18 protein-coding genes and 1 pseudogene are annotated in these 20,414 nt (G+C 70.9%); 8 read left to right on the forward strand and 11 right to left on the reverse strand.

Going from position 1 to position 20,414, the window contains the following annotated elements:
- Window positions 1–36: 36 nt before the first annotated feature.
- On the reverse strand, window positions 37–702 hold the full coding sequence (hpf, locus tag ACFWGZ_RS26335; RefSeq protein WP_382454248.1) for a ribosome hibernation-promoting factor, HPF/YfiA family: 666 nt from the start codon (window positions 700–702) through the stop codon (window positions 37–39).
- Between the two features lie 969 nt (window positions 703–1,671).
- Between hpf and ACFWGZ_RS26340 the strand changes: the two genes are divergently transcribed.
- The gene (locus ACFWGZ_RS26340; protein ID WP_382454249.1) at window positions 1,672–2,289 is read left to right on the forward strand and encodes a ComF family protein; all 618 of its coding nucleotides are present in this window, start codon (window positions 1,672–1,674) and stop codon (window positions 2,287–2,289) included.
- Window positions 2,290–2,723: 434 nt separating this feature from the next.
- On the opposite strand, the gene ACFWGZ_RS26345 is transcribed toward ACFWGZ_RS26340, so the two are convergent.
- The 4 genes from ACFWGZ_RS26345 to ACFWGZ_RS26360 form a co-directional block, all read right to left on the reverse strand.
- A complete protein-coding gene (locus tag ACFWGZ_RS26345; RefSeq protein WP_382454250.1) occupies window positions 2,724–4,466 on the reverse strand; it encodes an LpqB family beta-propeller domain-containing protein in 1,743 nt (580 codons plus the stop codon).
- Entirely contained in the window at window positions 4,463–6,406 is a 1,944-nt protein-coding gene (mtrB, locus tag ACFWGZ_RS26350) for an MtrAB system histidine kinase MtrB (RefSeq protein ID WP_382454251.1), read from the reverse strand. The genes ACFWGZ_RS26345 and mtrB overlap by 4 nt, the downstream gene beginning before the upstream one ends.
- Window positions 6,407–6,416: 10 nt before the next feature.
- On the reverse strand, window positions 6,417–7,094 hold the full coding sequence (gene mtrA, locus ACFWGZ_RS26355; RefSeq protein WP_030471262.1) for an MtrAB system response regulator MtrA: 678 nt from the start codon (window positions 7,092–7,094) through the stop codon (window positions 6,417–6,419).
- A 226-nt stretch (window positions 7,095–7,320) separates the two neighbouring features.
- The gene (locus tag ACFWGZ_RS26360) at window positions 7,321–7,965 is read right to left on the reverse strand and encodes a dTMP kinase (RefSeq protein ID WP_382454252.1); all 645 of its coding nucleotides are present in this window, start codon (window positions 7,963–7,965) and stop codon (window positions 7,321–7,323) included.
- A 143-nt stretch (window positions 7,966–8,108) separates the two neighbouring features.
- Between ACFWGZ_RS26360 and ACFWGZ_RS26365 the strand changes: the two genes are divergently transcribed.
- The gene (locus ACFWGZ_RS26365; protein WP_382454253.1) at window positions 8,109–9,077 is read left to right on the forward strand and encodes a hypothetical protein; all 969 of its coding nucleotides are present in this window, start codon (window positions 8,109–8,111) and stop codon (window positions 9,075–9,077) included.
- A gap of 127 nt (window positions 9,078–9,204) precedes the next feature.
- On the opposite strand, the gene ACFWGZ_RS26370 is transcribed toward ACFWGZ_RS26365, so the two are convergent.
- From ACFWGZ_RS26370 to ahcY, 3 genes are all read right to left on the reverse strand, one after another.
- The gene (locus tag ACFWGZ_RS26370; RefSeq protein WP_382454254.1) at window positions 9,205–11,247 is read right to left on the reverse strand and encodes a hypothetical protein; all 2,043 of its coding nucleotides are present in this window, start codon (window positions 11,245–11,247) and stop codon (window positions 9,205–9,207) included.
- Between the two features lie 101 nt (window positions 11,248–11,348).
- Window positions 11,349–11,828, reverse strand: coding sequence for a hypothetical protein (locus tag ACFWGZ_RS26375; RefSeq protein WP_382454255.1), 480 nt, complete (start codon window positions 11,826–11,828; stop codon window positions 11,349–11,351).
- 58 nt (window positions 11,829–11,886) lie between these two features.
- Window positions 11,887–13,350 (reverse strand): adenosylhomocysteinase, encoded by a 1,464-nt coding sequence (gene ahcY, locus ACFWGZ_RS26380; protein ID WP_382454256.1) that lies wholly within the window; start codon window positions 13,348–13,350, stop codon window positions 11,887–11,889.
- A gap of 98 nt (window positions 13,351–13,448) precedes the next feature.
- On the opposite strand from ahcY, the gene ACFWGZ_RS26385 reads away from it, so the two are divergent.
- Genes ACFWGZ_RS26385 through ACFWGZ_RS26395 form a run of 3 tightly spaced genes read left to right on the forward strand, consistent with a single transcriptional unit; the run spans window position 13,449 to window position 17,335 of the window.
- On the forward strand, window positions 13,449–15,845 hold the full coding sequence (locus ACFWGZ_RS26385) for a hypothetical protein (RefSeq protein ID WP_382454257.1): 2,397 nt from the start codon (window positions 13,449–13,451) through the stop codon (window positions 15,843–15,845).
- A gap of 18 nt (window positions 15,846–15,863) precedes the next feature.
- On the forward strand, window positions 15,864–16,808 hold the full coding sequence (locus ACFWGZ_RS26390; protein ID WP_382454258.1) for an RNA-binding protein: 945 nt from the start codon (window positions 15,864–15,866) through the stop codon (window positions 16,806–16,808).
- A 2-nt stretch (window positions 16,809–16,810) separates the two neighbouring features.
- Window positions 16,811–17,335 (forward strand): GNAT family N-acetyltransferase, encoded by a 525-nt coding sequence (locus ACFWGZ_RS26395; RefSeq protein WP_382454259.1) that lies wholly within the window; start codon window positions 16,811–16,813, stop codon window positions 17,333–17,335.
- Here ACFWGZ_RS26395 and ACFWGZ_RS26400 read toward each other — a convergent pair.
- Window positions 17,328–17,906 (reverse strand): TetR/AcrR family transcriptional regulator, encoded by a 579-nt coding sequence (locus ACFWGZ_RS26400; RefSeq protein WP_382454260.1) that lies wholly within the window; start codon window positions 17,904–17,906, stop codon window positions 17,328–17,330. The genes ACFWGZ_RS26395 and ACFWGZ_RS26400 overlap by 8 nt on opposite strands.
- A gap of 76 nt (window positions 17,907–17,982) precedes the next feature.
- Between ACFWGZ_RS26400 and ACFWGZ_RS26405 the strand changes: the two genes are divergently transcribed.
- Entirely contained in the window at window positions 17,983–18,462 is a 480-nt protein-coding gene (locus ACFWGZ_RS26405; RefSeq protein ID WP_382454261.1) for a DUF2975 domain-containing protein, read from the forward strand.
- Entirely contained in the window at window positions 18,462–18,683 is a 222-nt protein-coding gene (locus tag ACFWGZ_RS26410) for a helix-turn-helix transcriptional regulator (RefSeq protein ID WP_191304748.1), read from the forward strand. Before ACFWGZ_RS26405 ends, ACFWGZ_RS26410 begins: the two co-directional genes overlap by 1 nt.
- On the opposite strand, the gene ACFWGZ_RS26415 is transcribed toward ACFWGZ_RS26410, so the two are convergent.
- Entirely contained in the window at window positions 18,680–19,915 is a 1,236-nt protein-coding gene (locus tag ACFWGZ_RS26415; protein ID WP_382454262.1) for a glutamate mutase L, read from the reverse strand. The genes ACFWGZ_RS26410 and ACFWGZ_RS26415 overlap by 4 nt on opposite strands.
- 17 nt (window positions 19,916–19,932) lie before the next feature.
- On the opposite strand from ACFWGZ_RS26415, the gene ACFWGZ_RS26420 reads away from it, so the two are divergent.
- Window positions 19,933–20,154, forward strand: a complete 222-nt coding sequence (locus ACFWGZ_RS26420) for a hypothetical protein (protein ID WP_382454263.1) — start codon at window positions 19,933–19,935, stop codon at window positions 20,152–20,154.
- Here ACFWGZ_RS26420 and ACFWGZ_RS26425 read toward each other — a convergent pair.
- Window positions 20,151–20,414: pseudogene (locus ACFWGZ_RS26425) on the reverse strand (MarR family transcriptional regulator); the annotation flags it as partial. The gene ACFWGZ_RS26420 and the pseudogene ACFWGZ_RS26425 sit on opposite strands and share 4 nt — an antisense overlap.

Consider the following 20,414-nt stretch of genomic DNA (forward strand, 5'->3'; position numbering starts at 1 on the left):
CGAGGGGTGCGGGGCGGCGGCGGTCGGAGGAACGGGTCAGGCCAGCCTGATCACGCCGTAGTCGAATCCCTTCCGGCGGTAGACGACGCTCGGGCGCCCGCATTCGGTGTCGGCGAACAGGTAGAAGTCGTGTCCGACCAGTTCCATCTCGTAGAGGGCCTGGTCGACGGTCATGGGCTTGGCGGCGTGCTCCTTCTCGCGTACGACGCGTCCGGGCAACTTGTCTTCGAGGCCGTCGTCCCAACGCTGCGCGGGCACTTCCGCCATGCCCTCGTAGTCGGCCTCGGGTGCGTCGAGCACCGCGGTCTTGGCGCGGCGCGACGTCATGCTTTCGCCGGCGGACGGTTCACCCAGTCCGCTTGTCGCTTCGGCCACCGAGATCGGGGCGCGGGCCCCGTGGTGGACGCGCCTGCGGTCGTGAGACCGACGCAGGCGGTTCTCGAGCTTCGCGACCGCCGCGTCCAGCGCGGCGTAGAAGTCACCCGCGCAGGCTTCGGAACGGACCACGGGTCCACGTCCCTTGCCGGTGATTTCGACCCGTTGGCAGTTCTTCGACTGCCGGCGGTTCGGCTCGTGGAAAAGCTCCACGTCGAAGCGGATGACCTTGCGGTCGTAGCGCTCAAGCCGGGCCAGCTTTTCGGCGACGTGCACCCTGTAGTGATCGGGCACCTCGACGTTGCGGCCCTTAACGACGATGTCCATACACGACCTCCCTCGCTTTGCTGCGAGCTTTGGCTGGACTGATTCAGAGCGCCGTGGCGATCATGGATCGCGGAATGTGTCGCAGAGGGTCGTCCTCCGCAGCTCTCACGGCGCCAGGGTCATGGGCTGTTCGCCTCCTCCCCGAGGGCCGGGAACGCTGATAGCGGTGCACGTTAGCTTGGGATTCACCATCGCGTAAGCCCCCTTGCCGGGGGAACAGCGAGATTTTTTGGTGACTACGCAGCGCGACGACAGTGCGTTGCCAAACGTTTCCCGAGCGTGCTCCACACCGAACTCGCAGACCCCTTGCTCACCCGTACGGATCAGCCCGCGGCAGACACTCGACGGCATGTTCGCTGCGTCGAACGGCTCCTGTCGCGGGCTCATACCCAGCCAACGGGCGACCGGCGCGTCATGTTCCCGAAACCCGGAAGAGATCGATTCCGAACCACTTCGCGGGACTTCCGGCCCCTTCCCGCAACTGAACTGATCGGTGCCGAAGTCCGATCACGAGCCAGTCACGCCCGGCCGAACGGCGGATTTCGCCCAATGCCGGACAAGACCGTTGATCAACCACTCTGCTCTGTTCGCCGGTATTTCCATCAATAACCGCTGGTCAGATCGACATGTGAATAATCGTTAACCAGATGGGCGTGTGACGGGCCCGCGGAGGGGTCATCCCAGGAGGCACTGCCGTCGCACCGCGAGCCCGTGCGCAGGGCCACCGGGCGCGGACGCCGCGGTTCTGAAACGCCGGGCCGACAAACGTTCGGGCGAACGGGGCGACACGCGCAACACGATCTTGGGAAGTCGTCACAGAACCGGTGGCCACCAGAGGTTCTCGGGGCGGGGAGTCCCCTGTGGAGATCGACAACGCAACCGGAACTTCACTCGTGTGGGCGGTGCCGAAAGGCCCCGCCCCGGCCCCGACCGCGTTTTTCTGTCAGACCCCAGCGCCATCCTGGACCCATGACAGCACTCGACCTGCTCCTGCCGTCCACATGCGCCGGCTGCGGCCTCCGCGGCACCGCCTGCTGCACGACGTGCCTCTCCGGCTTCGGCCCGCCCGCCCCGGTCCAGGTGCCCGGTGTCGGGCCGCCGGTGTGGACGCTGGCGGCCTACGACGGCGTCGCACGGGAACTCGTCCTCGGCTTCAAGGAACGGGGCGCACGCGCGCTCTCGGCGTGGTTCGGCGCTCTGGTGGCGTGCGCTCTGATGGCGGTGGGACCGGGCCCGTGGACCCTCGTGCCGGCGCCGTCGCGCCGCAGCGCCGCGAGGAGCCGCGGCGGCGACCACATGCTGCGCGTCGCGCAGGCGGTGGAGATCGCCTCCGTCGCACCGGTGCTGCGGCTGTCGTCCGGAGTGGTCGACTCGGTGGGCCTGACCGCGGGCGCCCGCCGCCGGAACCTGGCCGGGCGGGTGGAGGTCTGCGGCCGGCCGCCGCCGGGCACCACCGTGCTGCTCGACGACGTGATCACGACCGGGGCGACGGCGGCGGCGTGCGTGCGGGCGTTGCGCGGAGCCGGGGTGCGGACGCACGGGGTGGTGGTGCTGACTTCGGCGCGGCCGCACCAGCCGGGCGAGTAGGAGGCCGGCGGCCGGTTGCGGCGGGCCTCGGCGAGCAGCTGGGGCGGGCGTTCTCGGCAGGCAACAGAGCGCGGGTTCGGTCGGCGTCGGCCGGACGAGTCGCAGGCCCGCCGGTGGCGCAGCGGAGCCGTCGGTCACGGCAGGGCGCGTGCCCTGCGCGTACCGGCACCCGTGCCCGACCGAACGCTTCCGCACACCGCCGCTTCACCCCTTGCCCAGCGGCGCGCCCTAGCCATGCGCACCCAGCTGAGTGCAGGCCCAGCCTCGTTCCCCAAGCCATGCACCCACTGAGCGCACCCCAGCCGTTCCGCGCTCACGGCAGCCTCGCCGCGCCGCCCCGCGCGTTCCGCCCTCACCCGCACCCGACCTCTCGGGCGCGAACCCGCGACCGCCCCAGGCCTCAGCCCACCATAGGCCTCAGCCCAACCCAGGCCTCAGCCCGGGTAGAAGACCAGCGCGCCCTGCGACATCCGGATGCTGTTCGCCCTCCACACGTCCGTGATGTCCGAGGCCGACCACAACCCCGAAGGATCGATCACCTGCACCTGACGCGCGGGCGCCGCCGCCACCGAGCCCACCGGCACGGTGAGGTTCGACTGGCTGTAGCGGTCGAGCTTGTAGCCGTCCGCGTAGACCTTGGTGACCGGCAGCGCCGGCAGGGAGGAGGAGACCACCAGCACGTCCTGCGAGAGCCAGTCGATCGACTGCACGGCCGAGCCCAGCGTCGAGGGCTGTATCTGGCGGGGTGAGCGCAGGGCCACGTCCTGGTTGTTGCGCACCACGGAGGCCACGTAGAGCCTGCCCGCGATCACCAGGGCGGCTCGGGTGCCGTCGCGGGACAGGCGCAGGTCGCTGATCGGGCCGAACGGCGTGATGTCGGTGATGTTCACGCCCTTGGCGGTCCAGCCGCTGTCGGAGCGGGTCACGCGGGCCACCGAGGTGCCGTCGACGGCCGTCCAGACCTCGGCGCCGGGTTCCTTCGGGCCGGTGGAGAGCAGCCAGGTGGGGCGCGACAGCGCGGTGGCCGGCAGGTCCACTTCGGACAGGTCCTGTTCCAGCTCGCCCACGCGCAGGCGCATCCCGCCGCCCGCCCTGGTCACCACGGCCAGGCGGGAGCCGTCCAGGGACTGGGCCGCGTTCACGACGCTGTAGGTGCCGTTGCCCGCGGGGCCCTTGACCGCGTTGCCGTCGGTCAGCGAGCGGAGCGTCCCGTCCACCACGAGCATGCCCTGGAGGTTCGAGTTCAGCGCCAGCAACGACTCGCCCGCGGTCGCCGACACGTCGGACGGCCGGTAGTCGCGCTGGTCGGGCAGGATCTGCTGGCCCTCGACGAGCACCCGCACGCGTGAGGAGGTGACGCCGGAGTACGACTTCACGATCTGCGCGACGATCTGCTTGCTCTTCTCGGGCGTGAGGTCCTTGCCCACCTTGGTGAGGTTGACCTCCAGCGCGCCGTCGTCGGACTCCTTGGTCTCCGAGAAGATGTCGGTGTCCGGGCCCAGGGCGCTCACCAGTGTGTCCCGCACCGCGTCGCCCGGGCCCTTGATCAGCAGCTCGGTCACGCGGTGGGGGATGCTCGTGGCGGGCGGGATCACGACGTAGCGCGGGTCCGGCACCAGCACGGTGAACTCGGGGTTGTAGAAGTAGAGCGTGACGCGGCGGTAATTCGTGTTGAACTGGTTCTGCGGCATGTAGACGCCCGGCGGCGGCTCGGAGATGCGCCACTGGTTCTCGCTGTTGCGCTCCAGCTTCACCACCTGCGAGACGTCGCCGAGCCGCGGCACGAACGAGTTGTCGTTGCCCAGGCGGCCGACGTACTTGCCCTGCAGCAGCACGGTCTGCGTCTTGTCCTGGGCCGTCTGCGGCAGCTGCGACGTCGGCACGGTCGCGAACGTCGTCTCGATGATCGTGGGGTTCTTGGTGTCCCACTTCTGGTTGGCTTCCGACGTCAGGAACGCGCGGGCGGCCGCGAAGTCCCTGTCCGGGTTCGAGGTCGCGTCGATGAAGTCGCGCACGAGCATGAACGGGTCGATGTTCTGCCGCGGTTCCGGCGCCATCACCGTGTTCGAGGACTTGCCGTCCTTGGTGCCGATGGGCTTCGGCTGGGTGTTCGTGGGGATCGCGGCGCACGCCGAGAGGGTCACCAGGACGAGCACCAGCAACGACAGCCGCTTCACCGCACTTCCTCCGAAACCTCTCTCGACGACGGGCGGGACGGGGGCGGGCGCGACGGTCCGGCACCGGAGTCCAGCTCGGGGTCCGGGCCGACGTCGAGCACGGTGTCCGCCTCGGCATCCGCACCAGCGTCCAGCCCGGGGTCCGGCACGGAATCCAGCTCGGCATCCAGTTCCGGGTCCTCGACCAGGTCGAGGTCGTCCGGTTCGGACTCCTCGTCCGGCTCCGACCCGTCCACGGGCTGCGCCGGCTGCCAGGTGAGCTCCTCCGGCCTCAGCTCGACCTCCTCCGGCTCCTCCACGGCGGGCGGCTCCTCCACCACGGCCGCGGGCACCCCGGCGATCGCGGGCGCCAGCCGCAGCGGGCTCTCGCGCAGCTCCTCGCCGTGCGTGCGCGGCAGGGTCAGCCGGAACACGGCGCCGTGGCCGGGTTCGCCCCACGCCTCGAGCCAGCCGCCGTGCAGGCGGGCGTCCTCCAGCGAGATCGACAGGCCGAGGCCCGTGCCGCCGGTGCGGCGGTTGCGCGACGGGTCGGCGCGCCAGAAGCGGCTGAACACCAGCTCGGCCTCGCCCTTGCGCAGGCCGACGCCGTGGTCCCGGACGGTGATCGCGACGGCGTTGTCGTTGCCGCGCATGGTCAGCTCGACCGGCTGGCCCTCGCCGTGGTCGATGGCGTTCGCGAGCAGGTTGCGCAGGATCCGCTCCACGCGGCGGGAGTCGAGCTCCGCGGTCAGCTCGGAGTCGGGCAGGTCCAGCACGACCGGCGAGTTGGCGCTCGTGGAGATCGCGCGCACCGAGTCGTGGGCGCGGCGGGCGAGCACGCGGATGTCGACCTGCTCGGCCGTCAGCTCCTCGACGCCCGCGTCCAGGCGGGAGATCTCCAGCAGGTCGCCCAGCAGCGACTCGAACCGGTCGAGCTCGTCGACCAGCAGCTCGGTGGAGCGGGCGAGACCGGCGGGGAACTGCTCGCGGGAGGCGTGCAGGACGTCCGCGGCCATGCGGACCGTCGTCAGCGGTGTCCGCAGCTCGTGCGAGACGTCGGAGGTGAACCGGCGCTGCAGCTGGCCGAACTCCTCCAGTTGCTTGAACTGGGCCTGGATCGACTCGGCCATCTCGTTGAACGACTCGGCCAGGCGCGCCACGTCGTCCTCGCCGACGACGTGCATGCGTTCGTGCAGGACTCCGTCCGCGAACCGCTCCGCGACCTCGGCCGCCTGCCGCACGGGCCGCACGACCTGGCGGGTCACGAGGTTCGCGATCAGCGCGAGCAGGATCAGCAGCACGATGCCGCCGACCGCGAGCGTCGACTGCACGACCTCGGCCGTGCGCTGCTCCGCGGTCAGCGGGAAGATCAGGTAGAGCTGCATGGAGCGCGCGGACGTGCTCATCGGCAGGCCCACGACGAAGAGCGTGGTGGCCGTGCCGTCGCGCTGCACCGTGTGGATCTGGGTGCCCTCGTCGCCGTTCTCGACCATCTCGCGCAGACCGCGCGGGACGTCCTCCAGCGGCCCGACCGAGGGCACGCGGCCGGCGCCGCTCGAACCCAGCCCGTCGGCGAGCACCGGTTCGAACGCGCCGGCTCCCGCCGTGGTGGCGTCCGTTCCGGCGCCACCGACGGCGAGCTTGTTGATCGCGCTGGTGAACCGCGTCTGCACGCTGTCCGGACCGGGGTTCAGGCCCACCAGGTCGGACTGGATCAGGTTGCGCGAGGCCATCGCCTGGCGCACCGCGGCCTCGTCCTTGGTGTTCAGCAGCTGGTTGGTGATCTGCATCTGCAGCACCATGCCCAGCACGAACACCACGGCGGACGAGAGCGCGAGCGTCGAGACGACGACGCGCAACTGCAGCGAACGTCGCCACAGGTCACCAAACGCGGCCCACCGCTTCCGCGCCTCCTCGACGAGGAACTGCGCTTTCGCGACGACCGGCCGTACGAACTTCATGAGCCACCTGTCACGGAGGGCCGGCCTTGTAGCCGACACCGCGGACAGTCAACACCACCTCGGGGTGCTCCGGGTCCCGTTCGACCTTCGAACGCAACCGCTGCACGTGGACGTTCACCAGACGCGTGTCGGCGGCGTGGCGGTAGCCCCACACCTGCTCCAGCAGCACCTCGCGGGTGAACACCTGGCGCGGCTTGCGGGCCAGCGCCACGAGCAGGTCGAACTCGAGCGGCGTGAGCTGGATCGGCCTGCCCTCGCGCAGCACCTCGTGGCCGGGGACGTCGATCGTGAGGTCGCCGATCTGCAGCACCTCGGAGGGCTCGGCCTCCGTGCGGCGCAGGCGCGCCCGGATGCGGGCCACCAGCTCCTTGGGCTTGAACGGCTTGACCACGTAGTCGTCCGCACCGGACTCGAGGCCCAGCACCACGTCGACCGTGTCGCTCTTCGCGGTGAGCATCACGATCGGCACGCCCGACTCGGACCTGATCGCCTTGCAGACGTCGATGCCGTTCATGCCGGGCAGCATCAGGTCGAGCAGCACGAGGTCGGGCTTGAGCTCGCGCAGCGCGGGCAGGGCACGGGCGCCGTCGGCGACCACCGCGGTGTCGAAGCCCTCCCCGCGCAACACGATCGTCAGCATCTCCGCCAGGGCGGGGTCGTCATCGACGACGAGCACGCGTGCCTTCATGCTCAACATCGTCGCACTCCCGGTCGCGCGTTCGCGCACCACCCAGGTTCCGTTGCCGCTGGTGGCGGTGTGCGCTCGTTCGGTAACCGGCCGGAACTGTCGTTCCACGTACCCCACCTCGCCCGATTCGGCCTGCTCGTCGCGGGAGTAACCGCGCGGCGCACACCTTTCGTTACCAGGCGTTTCCCCGGTGGCGGTCGACGTGGCCGCGCCAGGAGAGCGACAGTCACGAGGTGAAGAGCGGCGCCAAAAGCGAAGAAAAGTTCACGTTTGTTCGCCCGTCGACCACGTGCCACGGGGCCAGCCAGCCGATGTTCGCCAGTCCGTCGTAGACGACCCCGCACCGCGATTGCAGCGAGCCGTCGGACTCGTAGATGTCGCGGGCCCGCGAGTCGTCGTCCTGCTCGCGCTTGGCCGCGCGCTCCGCCGCGACCTCCACGGGCACGCGCAGCAGCAGGTGCAGGTCGGGGACGGGCAGACCGAAGCGGTCGATCTCCAGCGCGCGCACCCACTCGACGAACTCGCCGGTCTCGTCCTGGTGCAGCCGCGCGGCGTTGTAGGCGGCGTTGGACGCCACGTAGCGGTCGAGCAGCACCACGTCGTGCTTCTCCAGGTCCTCGCGGATCTCGTCGGCCGCGCCGCGCCGGTCGAGCGCGTAGAGCACGGCCATCCCGTAGACGGAGTCGCTGAGGTCGCCGATCTGGCCGTACAGGGCGTCGCGGACCAGGTCAGCGTGCACGCTGACGCCGTAGCGCGGGAACGCGTGCGCCGCCACGGTCCTGCCCTCGGCGTTGAGCGCCTCGGTCAACCCGGTGGCGAGCGTGCGCTTGCCGGCGCCGTCCAGACCTTCGATCACTACGAGCTTTCCCACGCGCGCACAGTAGACGGAACCGGTTCCAGCCACTCACACGGCCGCACCCCATCCCCCACACGGGCGAAATCCGATCTTTCGATCACCAGAACGAGTGACTACGGTGAACAGTCACACGGCGCGTGTGAAGGGTAGGTGCCGCGGTGGCCGCGGATTCCGGGCACGCCGAGTCGGTCGACGAACCGATCGGTGCCCCGACCGGGGGTCTGCCGACCCCTCTCGCCGAGACGCTGCGCTACGGGCCTTTCCACCGCGCACTGCGCGAGGCGATCGCCCACCGGGGCCTCTCGCTCGCCCGGCTGCGCGCTCATCTCGAACAGCTCGGTGTCCAAGTTGGCCAGTCGACGCTGTCGTACTGGCAACGGGGACTGCGCCATCCCGAGGTCCCGCGCGCCATCTCGACCGTGCGCGCGTTGGAGTCGGTGCTGCGGCTGCCGCCATCGTCCTTGTTGGACCTCATCGGTCCGCGCACCGCGAACACCTACGCCCCGCGTCCCGTGGCGACCTGGCCGGAGCCCGCGCCGCTGCTCGCGTCGTTCGACTCCGTACCGGAGGCCGCTCGTGGGAACGCCGACCTCGAAGTGCTGGCCGTGCACGACACCGTGCAGATCGGCATGCACCGCGAACAGCGCTCGATCACCACACGGCTGGTCGTGCGCGCGCTGCGCCACGGCCCGGACCGCTACCTCGCCGTGCATCGCGGCGACGACGGGTCACTGATCGAGAACGCACTGGTGCGCGCCGGCGAGGGCTGCCGGCAGGGCCGGCTCCGCCGGGAGAGCGCCTCCCGCAACCTGGCGGTGGAGATGCTGTTCGACCGGCGGCTCGCGGCGGGCGAGGAGCACGTCTTCAGCTTCACGATCGTGGACGACACGGGCGGCTCGACGGTGGGCAGCCACCGGACGTTCCGGGACGTGTGCGGCTCGTACCTCGTGCAGCTCTCGTTCCACCGGCGCGCGATGCCCGCGCGCTGCATGAAGCAGTTCCGCGCCTCGGCCGACGCCACCCCGGTCGATGTCGAGGAGCTGGTGTGCGGGCTCGGCGGCGTCGTCAGCGCGTACTTCGGCGACGTCGGGCCGGGGATCGCGGGCATCGCCGTCGAGTGGAGCTGATCCCGGCAAGCCGGGTGCGAGGAAGGCGAGGGGGCTAAAGACCGGCGCTCCGAAGAGCATTCCGGTTCCAGATTTAGGAGGAAGCTCCCTCATGGCCTCGCACCGACCACGTTAGCAGCGAACAGCCTCAGTCCGACAGCAGTTTCCCGAAATCCGCCACCGTCGTGATCTCCCCGCTCTCGTCCTGCGCGAGCGCGACGCGAACCCGCGGAGCGTCCTGTGTGGACTGCTTGCGCGCGAACAGGTCTCGCACCCGCGCCACCGTGAAGTACTTGCGCCGCAACGCCGCCGCGGCGATCAGCTTGACCACGTCGCGGTTCTCCTCGACGCGGTTGCCCCACGCCGCGCCGCGCAGGTAGAGGTGCAGCCACGTGCCGGACCAGGTGTCGCCCACCCGCTCGAACACCACCGGCAGCGCGACTTTCCCCTTGCCGCGCATGGCGGAACGCGCGCGGACCGTGCTCGGCTCGAACGGCTTGCCCATCTGGTCGAGGTCACGGCTCATGAACCCGAACATCGACTCGGCGACGTCGTCGAACCCCTCGCCCGAGTAGACGTTCACCTGCGGCACCACGTACCGGGCCTTCATGGCCCTGTGGTGCAGGTCGATGAACTCCGTCGCGCCGTGGGTGGCGTCCGTGACGTCGCCCGAGTAGTAGGCGCCGCCGTGTTTGAGGCTCGTCCACGAGACCTGGCCCTGGTGCTCGAAGTCCTCGCCGAGCAGGACCGCCGACAGGTCGTAGTCGGTCCGCCTGGCGTGCTGCCGCCAGTGCGCGAAGAACCGCAGCACGTCGCCTTCGAGCGTGAGCTTCGACCCGCGCGGCAGCACGCCGAAGCCCTCCTCGGTGCCGGAGACCGGCACGACGACGTCGAGCACCTCGTCGTCGACGACGAGCTCGGAGTACTCCGGCAGCCTGCGGACCAGCTCGTCCTCGACGGCCGCGGTGACCGCCGCGACGGCGTCCGGGTCGAGCGGCGCACGGGTGTCGTCCGCGATCCACACCTTCCGGCCGCGCGTCGCGAAGACACGGGCGGTGTCCGGCGTCGTGCGGTTCGCGAGGTGTTCCAGCAACGAGACGAGCACACGGCTCGACACCTCCGGCGCCGCCACCGCGACGTGTCCCGCGAGGTCCGCGGCACCGTTGCGGAGCAGCCGGTCCACCTGGCGGAGCAGCAACCCCGGCGCGTTGGCGAGGATCTTGACGGCCCGCTCGGTGTCACCGTCCGCGAACGCCATCTCGACCTGCCCGGCGAACGACCGCGCGGTCTTCTCACCGCGCGCGACCGCGAACACGTCCCGCGCGGTCTCGAACGGGTGCTCGTGCGGGTGCAGCCGCTCGCCGAGCCGCTTCCACGCCTCGCGGTGCTGCCGGACGTCCCCGAGCTTGGCCGCCGCCACCCCGTCGAGCGCACCGAGCAACGCGCGGCGCTCGGGCCGGCGGAACGACCGGAAGCGCGTCGGCTCGCTGAGCGTGACGTCTCCCCCGGACGCCTCCGCGGCGAGGCGCAGCACGTCGGTGACGGTGTCGACGTCCTCGAGCGGCCGCTGCGCGACGAGCCGCACGGCGTTGAGGATCGCCCGGTTCTCGCGGACCGGCACCTCGACCGCGACGTCCGGGCACAGCACGGCCAGCTCGCCGAGCAGGGCGCGGTCGCTCTCCGCCAACGGGATCGGGCTGCTCGCGAGCTCTTCGAACAAGCGCTGCGTCTCTTCTTCGAGCGTGCCACCGAGGTGCACGACCGTGACGCGGTCCTTGAGCGAGGGGATCAGTTCGTCGTGCGCCTGCAGCATTTCCTCGTAGGTGTGCTGGACGCGGCCGTACTTCGGCAGGTCGAGGAGGTTGCCGGTGGGCGTGCCGCCCTTCTCGACGGCGTCGCGCAGGCACTCGCGCCAGAACGCGAGCGTGTCCGGCACGTTGTGGGGAAACTCCTTGAAGTAGGGGTTGTGCTGCCCGCGCGCACCGATCAGGTCCTTGACCGCCCGGACGACCTCGGCCGCGAACGCCTCGGCCCGCTCCAGCCCGCCGACGTGGTCGAGCAGGCCGCGCGAGGCCTTGAAACCCGAGCTGAGCAGCGCGGCGTCCAACTGGCGCGCGGTGGCGGCGCCGTCGCCCGGCGCACCGTCCGAAGTGGGCACGCGCAGGGTCTTCTTGATGATGGTCGTCCGCACGTGGTCAGTAAAACCCGGACGTCAACCGAGTAGTCGCGCTTTCGACGACACGGCCGCGCACCCGAGAGCAGGCACACCCCCTAGCCGAGGGACCCCCTACATCAGCTCGCCGGCCGCCCGTGGGTCAGCTCGGGAGGCAGCGGCAGGTCCAGCGCCGCCAGGAACCGGGCCGTCTTCACCTCGACGAACACCTCGGCGTCGTCGATCTCCTCGACGTCCTCCGACTCGTCCCACTCGAACTCGTCCGGGTTCTCGTCCTCGGCGAGGAACCCGAGGAGCTCCGCCTGCTTGGCCACGACGTCGGACCCGGAGTGCACCAGAGCCCACCAGGCGGCCAGCCCGGACGCCTCGCGCAGCACGTCCGTGGGGTCGGAGGCGTTCGGGTTCTCGAAGTACGTGCGAGGCGTCAGACCGAGGTACGCGACGCCGCTACCAGGGCCGGGAGGCGTGTAGACGACCGAGGTGATGTCGCTGTCGTGGATGTCGATCCACAGCGACGGCTCCGACAGGGGCGGCAGTTCGCCCTCCGAGAGCGTCTTCCACTCGCCGTGCTCGAACGCATAGGTGCCGAAGAATCCCACGACGGACATGAAACAGGGGCCCGCCGCACAGCGCGCGGCAGGCCCCCGTCATGACACCTCAGTAGCGGTAGTGGTCCGCCTTGAACGGGCCCTCGACGTCGACGTCGATGTACTCGGCCTGGTCCTTGGTCAGCTTCGTGAGCTTGCCGCCGAGCGCCTCCAGGTGGATGCGGGCGACCTTCTCGTCGAGGACCTTGGGCAGGCGGTAGACCTCGTTGTCGTACTCCTCGTGCTTGGTGAACAGCTCGATCTGCGCGATCACCTGGTTGGAGAAGGAGTTCGACATGACGAACGACGGGTGGCCCGTCGCGTTGCCGAGGTTGAGCAAGCGGCCCTCGGACAGCACGATGATCGAGCGGCCGTTGGGGAACACCCACTCGTCGACCTGCGGCTTGATGTTGTTGCGGCGGACGCCGGGGTAGCGGGCGAGGCCGGCCATGTCGATCTCGTTGTCGAAGTGGCCGATGTTGCCGACGATCGCCTGGTGCTTCATCTGCGCCATGTGCTCGACCATCACGACGTCCTTGTTGCCCGTCGTGGTGATGATGATGTCCGCGCGGTCGAGGACGTCCTCGAGACGCTGCACGTCGTAGCCGTCCATCGCGGCCTGCAGGGCGCAGATCGGGTCGATCTCGGTGACGATGACCCGGCCGCCCTGGCCGCGCAGGGACTCGGCGGCGCCCTTGCCGACGTCGCCGTAGCCCGCGACGACGCAGACCTTGCCGCCGATCAGGACGTCGGTGCCGCGGTTGATGCCGTCGATCAGCGAGTGGCGGATGCCGTAGCGGTTGTCGAACTTCGACTTCGTCACGGCGTCGTTGACGTTGATCGCCGGGAACAGCAGCTCACCGGCGGCGGCCAGCTGGTACAGGCGCATGACGCCCGTCGTGGTCTCCTCGGTGACGCCGCGGATGCCCTCGGCGATCCGGGTCCACTTCTTGCCGTCGGCGGCGAGCGACGCGCGGAGCGTCTCCAGGATGATCTTCCACTCTTCCGCGTCGTCGTCTTCAGCCGAAGGGACGACACCGGCCGCCTCGTACTGGACGCCCTTGTGGACGAGCAGGGTGGCGTCGCCACCGTCGTCCAGGATCATGTTCGGGCCCTTGCCGTCGGGCCAGGTGAGCATCTGCTCGGCGGTCCACCAGTACTCCGGCAGCGTCTCGCCCTTCCAGGCGAAGCAGGCGACGCCCTTGGGCTCCTCCTCCGTGCCGTGGGGGCCGACGACGACGGCGGCGGCCGCGTGGTCCTGCGTCGAGAAGATGTTGCACGAGGCCCAGCGCACCTCGGCGCCCAGGTCGACCAGGGTCTCGATGAGCACAGCCGTCTGGATCGTCATGTGCAGCGATCCGGAGATGCGGGCGCCCTTGAGCGGGTACACCCCGGAGTACTCGCGGCGGAACGCCATCAAGCCGGGCATCTCGTGCTCGGCCAGACGGATCTCCTTGCGACCGAACTCGTGGAGCGACAGGTCGGCCACTGCGAAGTCGATGCCGTTGCGGGTCTGCAACCGGTCCGCGGTCATTGCGAAGTCCTCCAAGGCACTTCAGAGAGGGTGTCGTCCGACCATACCGCCCATTCATGCACCACTATGACCCCTACTTCGGGTGAGGGAGGTCTCGGGTGTTGATTGCCGGCCCGGACACACGTGTCGTCGAACTGCGGGTGCACGGCGTCCAGGGAACGACGCCGCAGACGCTCGTCGACGCCGTGGCGGCCGTGGACGTCGCCGGCGACGGGCTGGGGCGCATCGTGCGGCCCGCCGACAGACTTCGCCGTCCCGCGCCCGGACCGGTGCTGCAGACCGAGGGCCGGCCCGTCCCCCGCGTGGTCGAGGGCTACCTGTGGGGCGGCATGACGTCCGGGGGTGTGGCGAAGGCCACCTGGGCGCTGCTCTTCCCGTTCAGCGTCGCGAACGTCGCGCACTGGATGCTGCCGCCCGTTCCCGAGCGCAACCTGCCCGCCCACCTGCTCGGCATCGGCCTGCGGTCGCTGCTGAGGGTCTTCGCGCTGCTGCTCACGGCGTTGCTGGTCGCGCAGATCTCCGTGGTCAGCATGGACCTGCTCGCGGCCCAGTGCCTGCGGCCCGGCACGGCGTGCCTGAGCAGCATCCCGGACGACGTGCGCGCGTTCCCGCACCTGCGGGCGCTGCTGGGGCTGCTGCCGATCGTCGCGGTGATCGCGGTGATGCGGCGGGTCTCGCACGTCGACTGGCGGATCGAGCGCCGGGAGATCGCCGACGCCGCGGAGAAGGAGCAGCAGCCCCCGTCCGGACTGCCGGGCGCGCACGTCGCGACCGATCCGGACACGCCGTCGCTGCGGTCGTTGCACGTCGTGGCGGCGCTCGCGGTGGCGGCGCTGATCGCGCTCGGCGGACCGCTGAAGCAGCTCACGGCGTCCGGCGGCATGGGCGTGGCGGTCACCGCGGCGTGGGTCTCGTCACTGGTCCTCATCGGCGTGTCGGTGCTCGGCGTGCTGCTGCTCGACGACCCGACCGGTGGTGCTCCCCACCGCGGCGGCCGGTGGCTGCGGGCGGTGCTGGGCAAGAAGCCCCGCCGGGTGCTGCTGGTCCTGTCGGTGCTGCTGGTGGTCACGACGGTGGTGCTGCAGGAGCAGCTGCCGCTGAGAGTGCCCGGCGCGGACGTGACCGTGCAGGTCGTGGCGTTGCTGATGGCGTTCGTGCTGGTGCTCTTCGGACTGCTGCTGGTGCCCGCCGCGCTGCTCGCGCGCGGCACCTGGAAGGCGTTGCCGCGCGAGCTGCGGCCGTGGGCGGGCGGCTGGTTCGCCGCGCCGGTGCTGGCGATCGGCGGCCTGCTCGGCGGTGGTTTCGGCGCGGGCGTCGCCCTGCCGGTGCGCAAGGCGCTGGGCTCCGGGCTGGTCCTGCCCGTCGGGTACGACTACATCACCCTGCTGTGGGGTGTCGCCGGCGCGTTGGGGCTGCTGAGCACGTTCGCGGTGGCGTCGTTCACCGGCGCGGTCCGGTGGCGGGCGTTCCGCAAGGGCAAGGTCTGGGCGCGTGAGGCGTCGCTGCTGCACTCCGGCCGGATGCGCGACCTCCGCACCGCGACGCGGGCGTGGTGGTGGGCCCGCTGGGAACGCAACCACGGCCACCACCTGATCCTGATCATCGCGTCGGTGCTGGTCGTCGGTGCCGTGGTGGCGACGGTCCTGCGGGTGCGCAACGTGCCGCCCGCGACGTGGATCTCGCCGTTCTCGGCGTTCGGCGTCGGCGTGCTGGGCCTGCTCGCCGTGGCGCTGCTGCGCGCGGTGTACCTGGCGGCGCGGCAGCCGGAGTCGGGCCGCCGGCTCGGGATCATCGCGGACATCGCGCAGTTCTGGCCGCGCGAAGCTCACCCGATCGTGCCGCCCTGCTACGCGCTGAAGGTCGTGCCGGAACTGGTCGAGCGCGTGCGCGACCACCTGCGCGACCCCGGCACCCGCGTGGTCCTGTGCGGACATTCGCAGGGCTCGCTGCTCGTGACCGTCGCGGCGGCGCGGCTGCTGGAGGAGCTGCCGCCGTACGAACGCGAGCGGATCGGCCTGGTGACGGCCGGGTCGCAGCTGCAGTGGGCGTACCCGCGCGCGTTCCCCGCCGTGGTGCCGCACGCGTCGCTGGCGAAGCTGGCCGGCGGTCTGGACGGACGCTGGCGGGCGTTGTGCCGCGGCACGGACCCGTTGGGCGGCGCGGTGACGACGTGGCGGCGGCAGGTGTTCGACGGGATGCTGCTCGGCGTCGGCTACCGAGCCGACGGCACGGAGGGCGCGCTGGCACCGGCGTTGCGCGGGCCCACCGGAGCGCTGGTGCTGGGCGGCGACCACTGGCTGCCGGACCCGCAGCGCGGCCCGTTCCCCGGCCGGCGCTGGAAGTCGGGGGTGTCGGCGCACTCGGACTACACGTCGGACCCGGAGTGGGACCGGGCGGTGGCGATCGCGGCGGGGCTGACGCAGGTGGACGCGCCGGAGGCGGCGCCGTCGCCGTTCGCGCGCAGGCCGGAAACTCGGTCGCGGGACGTTCTCTGATCCTCCTAGTCTCTGGCCGTGCACGTCTTCAAGGTGACCAAGTTCGACCCCGAGCACTTCGGTGCGCGCGGGTACTTCGGGCCTGAGGACGTCCAGAGCGACCACGGACCGCTGGAGGCCGCCTACCTCGCGGCGGTGCGGGCGTTCGCCGAGGACACCGGCGTCACCGAGCTGACGATCCGCGAGCCGTCCGTCGGCGGCCCGATCAACTTCGGGCTGGAACCCCACGTCGAGGGACACGGCCTGACCGGGCTGTTCCCGCCGGACCTCACCGGCTACCACGACGGCGCGAGGGTTCCCCTCGCCACCGGAGTCGCGCTGGTCAAGGCGATGCTGCGGGACAACGGCGCCTGGTGCCGGCTGGAGGTCGACGGCCGGTTCTTCGTCCACGTCGGCTATGACCAGTACATGTACGTCGGCAGCGCCGACCCCTGCGACGACGCGGCGGACCGCGTCCGCGCCCTCGGCCTGTTCCCCGAACCGATCCGGTGCTCGCCGTGGGACGTGGCGGCCGACGAGCTGGACACCCCGCGCCCGGCCGACGAGGCGTTCTGGACGGAGCTGGCGGAGCTCGCCACCGCCCGCGGCACCGTGCTCCTCCAGGAGAACTTCGTCGGCAACGCCTCGCGCTGGCGCCGGCTGCGCGGCGGCGACGTCCCGGATGCGCGCCACGGCCTCACGCCGCGCGCCTCGCTCCTGGTCTGGCCGGAGCTGAACGGGGACGTCACCGCCGCGCTCGGTGAGCTGCACGGCCGCGGGCTCTGCACCCTCGTGCGGGAGGACGCGGAGGGCGTGATCACGAGCCGGCCGGTCGTCGGCGACGACCTCCCCGCCATCTCGGCGGAGCTGGCGGACGCGCGCGGCGCGATGGTGATCTCGTTGCTCGAGGGCGAGTCCGAGCCGTTGCTGGCCGCGGTGCTGCCCGATGACGATGGTGTTGTCCGAGTGCGTTGGAGCAGATGAAGATGCTGACCGGGGATCTCGTCCGACTGCGGCCCGTCGAGCCGGAGGACGCCGAGGCGTTCTACCGCTGGCACAACGACGAGGAGGTCATGCGCTGGTTGCAGGCCTACTTCCACGAGTCGTTGGCGTCACTGCGGAAACGCCTCTCCGACCGGCGGGAGAACGCGCACGACAAGATCACGTTCTGCATCGAGACCTTGCAGGAGCGCAAGGCCATCGGCGTCGTCGCGCTGCGGGACGCGGACCCGGTCAACGCCCGCGCCGAGGTCGACATCTACCTCGGCGAGAAGGACTTCTGGGGCGGCGGCTACGGCACGGACGCGCTGCGCACGGTCTGCCGGTACGGGTTCGACACCCTGCGGCTGCACTCGATCGAGCTCGGCGTCGTCGAGGCCAACACCCGTGCGATCCGCTCGCACGAGAAGGTCGGCTTCCAGGTCGACGGGCGGTTGCGGCAGTCGTTCTTCCGCGACGGCGAGTGGCACGACTCGCTGCTGATGTGCGTGTTGAGGGACGAGCTCACCTGAGGGCCGGCGCGAGGTGGCCGATCGCCTCGCGCAGCAGGTCCTCCACGGAAGCGGCCGGCACCACGACCAGTCCGGACGGGCGGACGTCCACCCACCGCTGCACGGCGATCCGTGCGGCGGCGGACACCGCGGCGGCGAGCACGGTCGCGCCCAGCTCGGACACGCCGAGGCGGTCGGCGATCACCTCGGCGACCGGCGGTTCCATCGCCGTCACCGAGTCGAGGTAGGCCTCGCGCAGCGACGGCGTCGAGGTGATCAGCGCCTGCGCCTCCGACGGCGGCTCGCGGTACTGCTCGGCGAACGCGGCGACGATCGAGTCGGCGAGCGGCTCGTCCGCGGGCCGGGAACGCAGCTCCTGCGCCACCTGCAGCGCGCGCGACGCCGTGATGCCCGCGACGATCGCGTGCTCGCGGCTCGGGAAGTAGTTGTTGTAGGTGCGCGGCGAGACGTTCGCCGCCTCGGCGATCTCGTCGACCCGCACGTTGTCGACGCCCTTCTCGAGCGCCAGCCGCAGTGCGGCGGCCGACAGCGCCGCCCTCGTCTCTGTCTTCTTCCGCTCGCGCAGTCCCACCCGCTCACTCTAGAGACCTGTTGCAACACGATCACTACCGATTGACTTTCGATAGATCACTACCGATACTCGATGCATGATTGCTGAACGGTGGGCGGTGCTGGCGCTGCGGGTCTTCCTGGTGGCGCTGTTCGGGATCCTCGTCGTGCTGGAGACGTTGTCGATCCCCGGCTCCTACGCCTACATGGCGGAGCAGAACCCGGCGGAGGCGCACCTGCGGTGGCCGTCGACGATCGTGTCGATCTTCTGGGTGGTGTGCGTCCAGGTGGTGATCGTCGCGACCTGGAAGCTGCTCACCCTGGTGCGCAAGGACCTGATCTTCACGGAGGGCGCGATCAAGTGGGTCGACGTGATGGTGTGGGCCATCGCGGCCGGGTGGGTCGTGCTCGTGGGGGTGTTCGTCTGGGTCGGCGTCAACGCGGACGACCCCGGCGTGATCGTGCTGTTCTTCCTCTTCACGTCGGCGGTCAGCGTGATCGGGCTCGTGCTGGTCGTGATGCGGGCACTGCTGCAGCGCGCCACCACGCTGCGCTCCGACATGGAAGCGGTGATCTGATGGCCATCGTCGTGCGCATCGACGTCGAGCTGGCCAAGCGCAAGATGAGCGTCGGCGAGTTCGCGGAGAAGGTGGGGCTCACTCCGGCGAACGTCGCGGTCCTGAAGAACGGCCGCGCGAAGGCCGTCCGGTTCAGCACCCTGGAGGCGATGTGCCGGGTGCTGGAGTGCCAGCCCGGCGACCTGCTGGAGTTCGTCGAGGACGACGAGGAATCCGCCTAGCCCAGCCGTTTCGCCAGTCGGTCGGTGGCCTCGAGCCGCCCCGACTCGGCGAGCAGGCCCACCGGCGCCAGCACGTAGTCGCGGTCGACGGTGATCTCCGCGGTCCGCAGCACGGGTCGCAGCACCGGGTCGCCGCGCAGCGCCTCCACGACCGGCGCGAGGTCGGGCGTGTGCCGGAAAACGCCGCCCGACAGCACCAGCAGCCCCGCGCCGTGCGGTCCGAGCTGGCCGTCGACCTGCCGCAGGTGCCGGCGCACGCCCAGGATCGCCGCGAACGACGCCAGCCGCACGTCGACAGCGGGGTCGTCCGGCAGCCAGCCGACGTTCTCGGCCCTGTGCCGGGCCTCCGCCGTGAGGTCCTCGGTCGTCAGGCGTTCGGCGAGAGCTTCCTTGACGACACCCGGCGCCGACCAGCGCATGCCGAGGTCGCCCTCGACCGTGCGGCGGTCGGGCGGTAGCGCGACCGTCCTCTCCAGACCTTCACTGTCCACCGTGGACACCGCCGAGTAGACGTCCGTCGTGGCACCACCGACGTCCACCACCAGCACGGCGCCCTCGCGGTCCTGCGCCGCGAGCCGGGACACGCCCGCGAGCACGGCGTCCGGCGTCACGGCGCGCACGAGCTGCCGGAACCGCGGCCCGCGCGACAGGCCCTTGCCGCCGATCACGTGGTCCAGGAACGCGGCGCGGATGGCCCGGCGCGCGGGGTCCGGGGCGAGCCGGCCGACGTCCGGCAGCACGTTGGGGCACGCCACCACGGTCCGCTTCGCCAGCAGCCGCAACGCTTCCGGCTGCGCCTCGACGTTGCCCGCCAGCACGATCGGCACGGCCACCCGCGCGAGCTTCGCCGCGTTGTGCAGCAGCACGGACCGATCGCCGCCGTCCGTGCCGCCGACCAGCAGCACGAGGTCCGGCGACGACGCGCGCAACGCCCGCACGTCGACCGGGCCCGCGCTGACGTGGACGATCTTCGCGCCGGCCGACAGCGCGACCCGGTAGCCCGCCTCGGCGCTGACGACCCGTTCCTGCCCGACGACCGCGAGCCGCAACCCGCCACCGGCCGACGAGCACGCCAGGACCTCCCCGTCACCGACTTCCGCGCGCAGCGCGTCGACACCGCGCAGCACCTCGGGCGGCGTGGTGGGGTGCTGCCCGGTGCGGACCAGCTCGCCCTCGGGGGTGACGAGAGCGGCCTTGGTCCAGGTGGAACCGACGTCGAGGCACAGGATCACGGGGTTAGCTTGCCACCATGGAGCTCACGGCCAAGGTGATCCTCGAAGGCACGCGCCTGACCGGCGAGACGGATCTGGCCTCCGCGCTCCACGAGCACCCGTGCCTGGTCGGTCACCGCAGGTACCGCCACCACTCGCCGTTGATCCCGGTCCTGCCGGTGTTCGACTTCGACGTGGCCCGCCACACCGCCGACGACGTGGCCGGCCGGCTCGGCGAACGCGGCCTGCCGACGCTCTAGTCGTCCGCCTTCTCGTGCACGAGCTTCATGAACTCGCCGAGCTGCCCCAGCTGTTCCGGCGTGAACAGGTCGATCAGGTACTCCCGGACCGTGAGCACGTGACCGGGCGCGGTGGTGCGCAGCAGCACCTTGCCCGCGTCGGTGAGCACGGCGAGGATGCCGCGCTCGTCGGACTCGTGCGGCGCGCCCCCCCCGCGTGCCCCCGTCTCCAAATTGCCCCGCTGGTTTGGGAGCGCGCACTTAGAGAACCCCCCCCCCCC

Origin of the sequence: Lentzea sp. NPDC060358, from assembly GCF_042725365.1 — a bacterium.
Taxonomy (GTDB): Bacteria; Actinomycetota; Actinomycetes; order Mycobacteriales; family Pseudonocardiaceae; genus Lentzea.

Excerpts from the sequence above, each read along its gene's own strand:
- hpf (WP_382454248.1), bottom strand. The coding sequence starts at position 702 with ATGGACATCGTCGTTAAGGGCCGCAACGTCGAGGTGCCCGATCACTAC.
- ACFWGZ_RS26340 (WP_382454249.1), top strand. The coding sequence starts at position 1,672 with ATGACAGCACTCGACCTGCTCCTGCCGTCCACATGCGCCGGCTGCGGC.
- mtrB (WP_382454251.1), bottom strand. The coding sequence starts at position 6,406 with ATGAAGTTCGTACGGCCGGTCGTCGCGAAAGCGCAGTTCCTCGTCGAG.
- mtrA (WP_030471262.1), bottom strand. The coding sequence starts at position 7,094 with ATGAAGGCACGCGTGCTCGTCGTCGATGACGACCCCGCCCTGGCGGAG.
- ahcY (WP_382454256.1), bottom strand. The coding sequence starts at position 13,350 with ATGACCGCGGACCGGTTGCAGACCCGCAACGGCATCGACTTCGCAGTG.
- ACFWGZ_RS26395 (WP_382454259.1), top strand. The coding sequence starts at position 16,811 with ATGCTGACCGGGGATCTCGTCCGACTGCGGCCCGTCGAGCCGGAGGAC.
- ACFWGZ_RS26405 (WP_382454261.1), top strand. The coding sequence starts at position 17,983 with ATGATTGCTGAACGGTGGGCGGTGCTGGCGCTGCGGGTCTTCCTGGTG.
- ACFWGZ_RS26410 (WP_191304748.1), top strand. The coding sequence starts at position 18,462 with ATGGCCATCGTCGTGCGCATCGACGTCGAGCTGGCCAAGCGCAAGATG.
- ACFWGZ_RS26420 (WP_382454263.1), top strand. The coding sequence starts at position 19,933 with ATGGAGCTCACGGCCAAGGTGATCCTCGAAGGCACGCGCCTGACCGGC.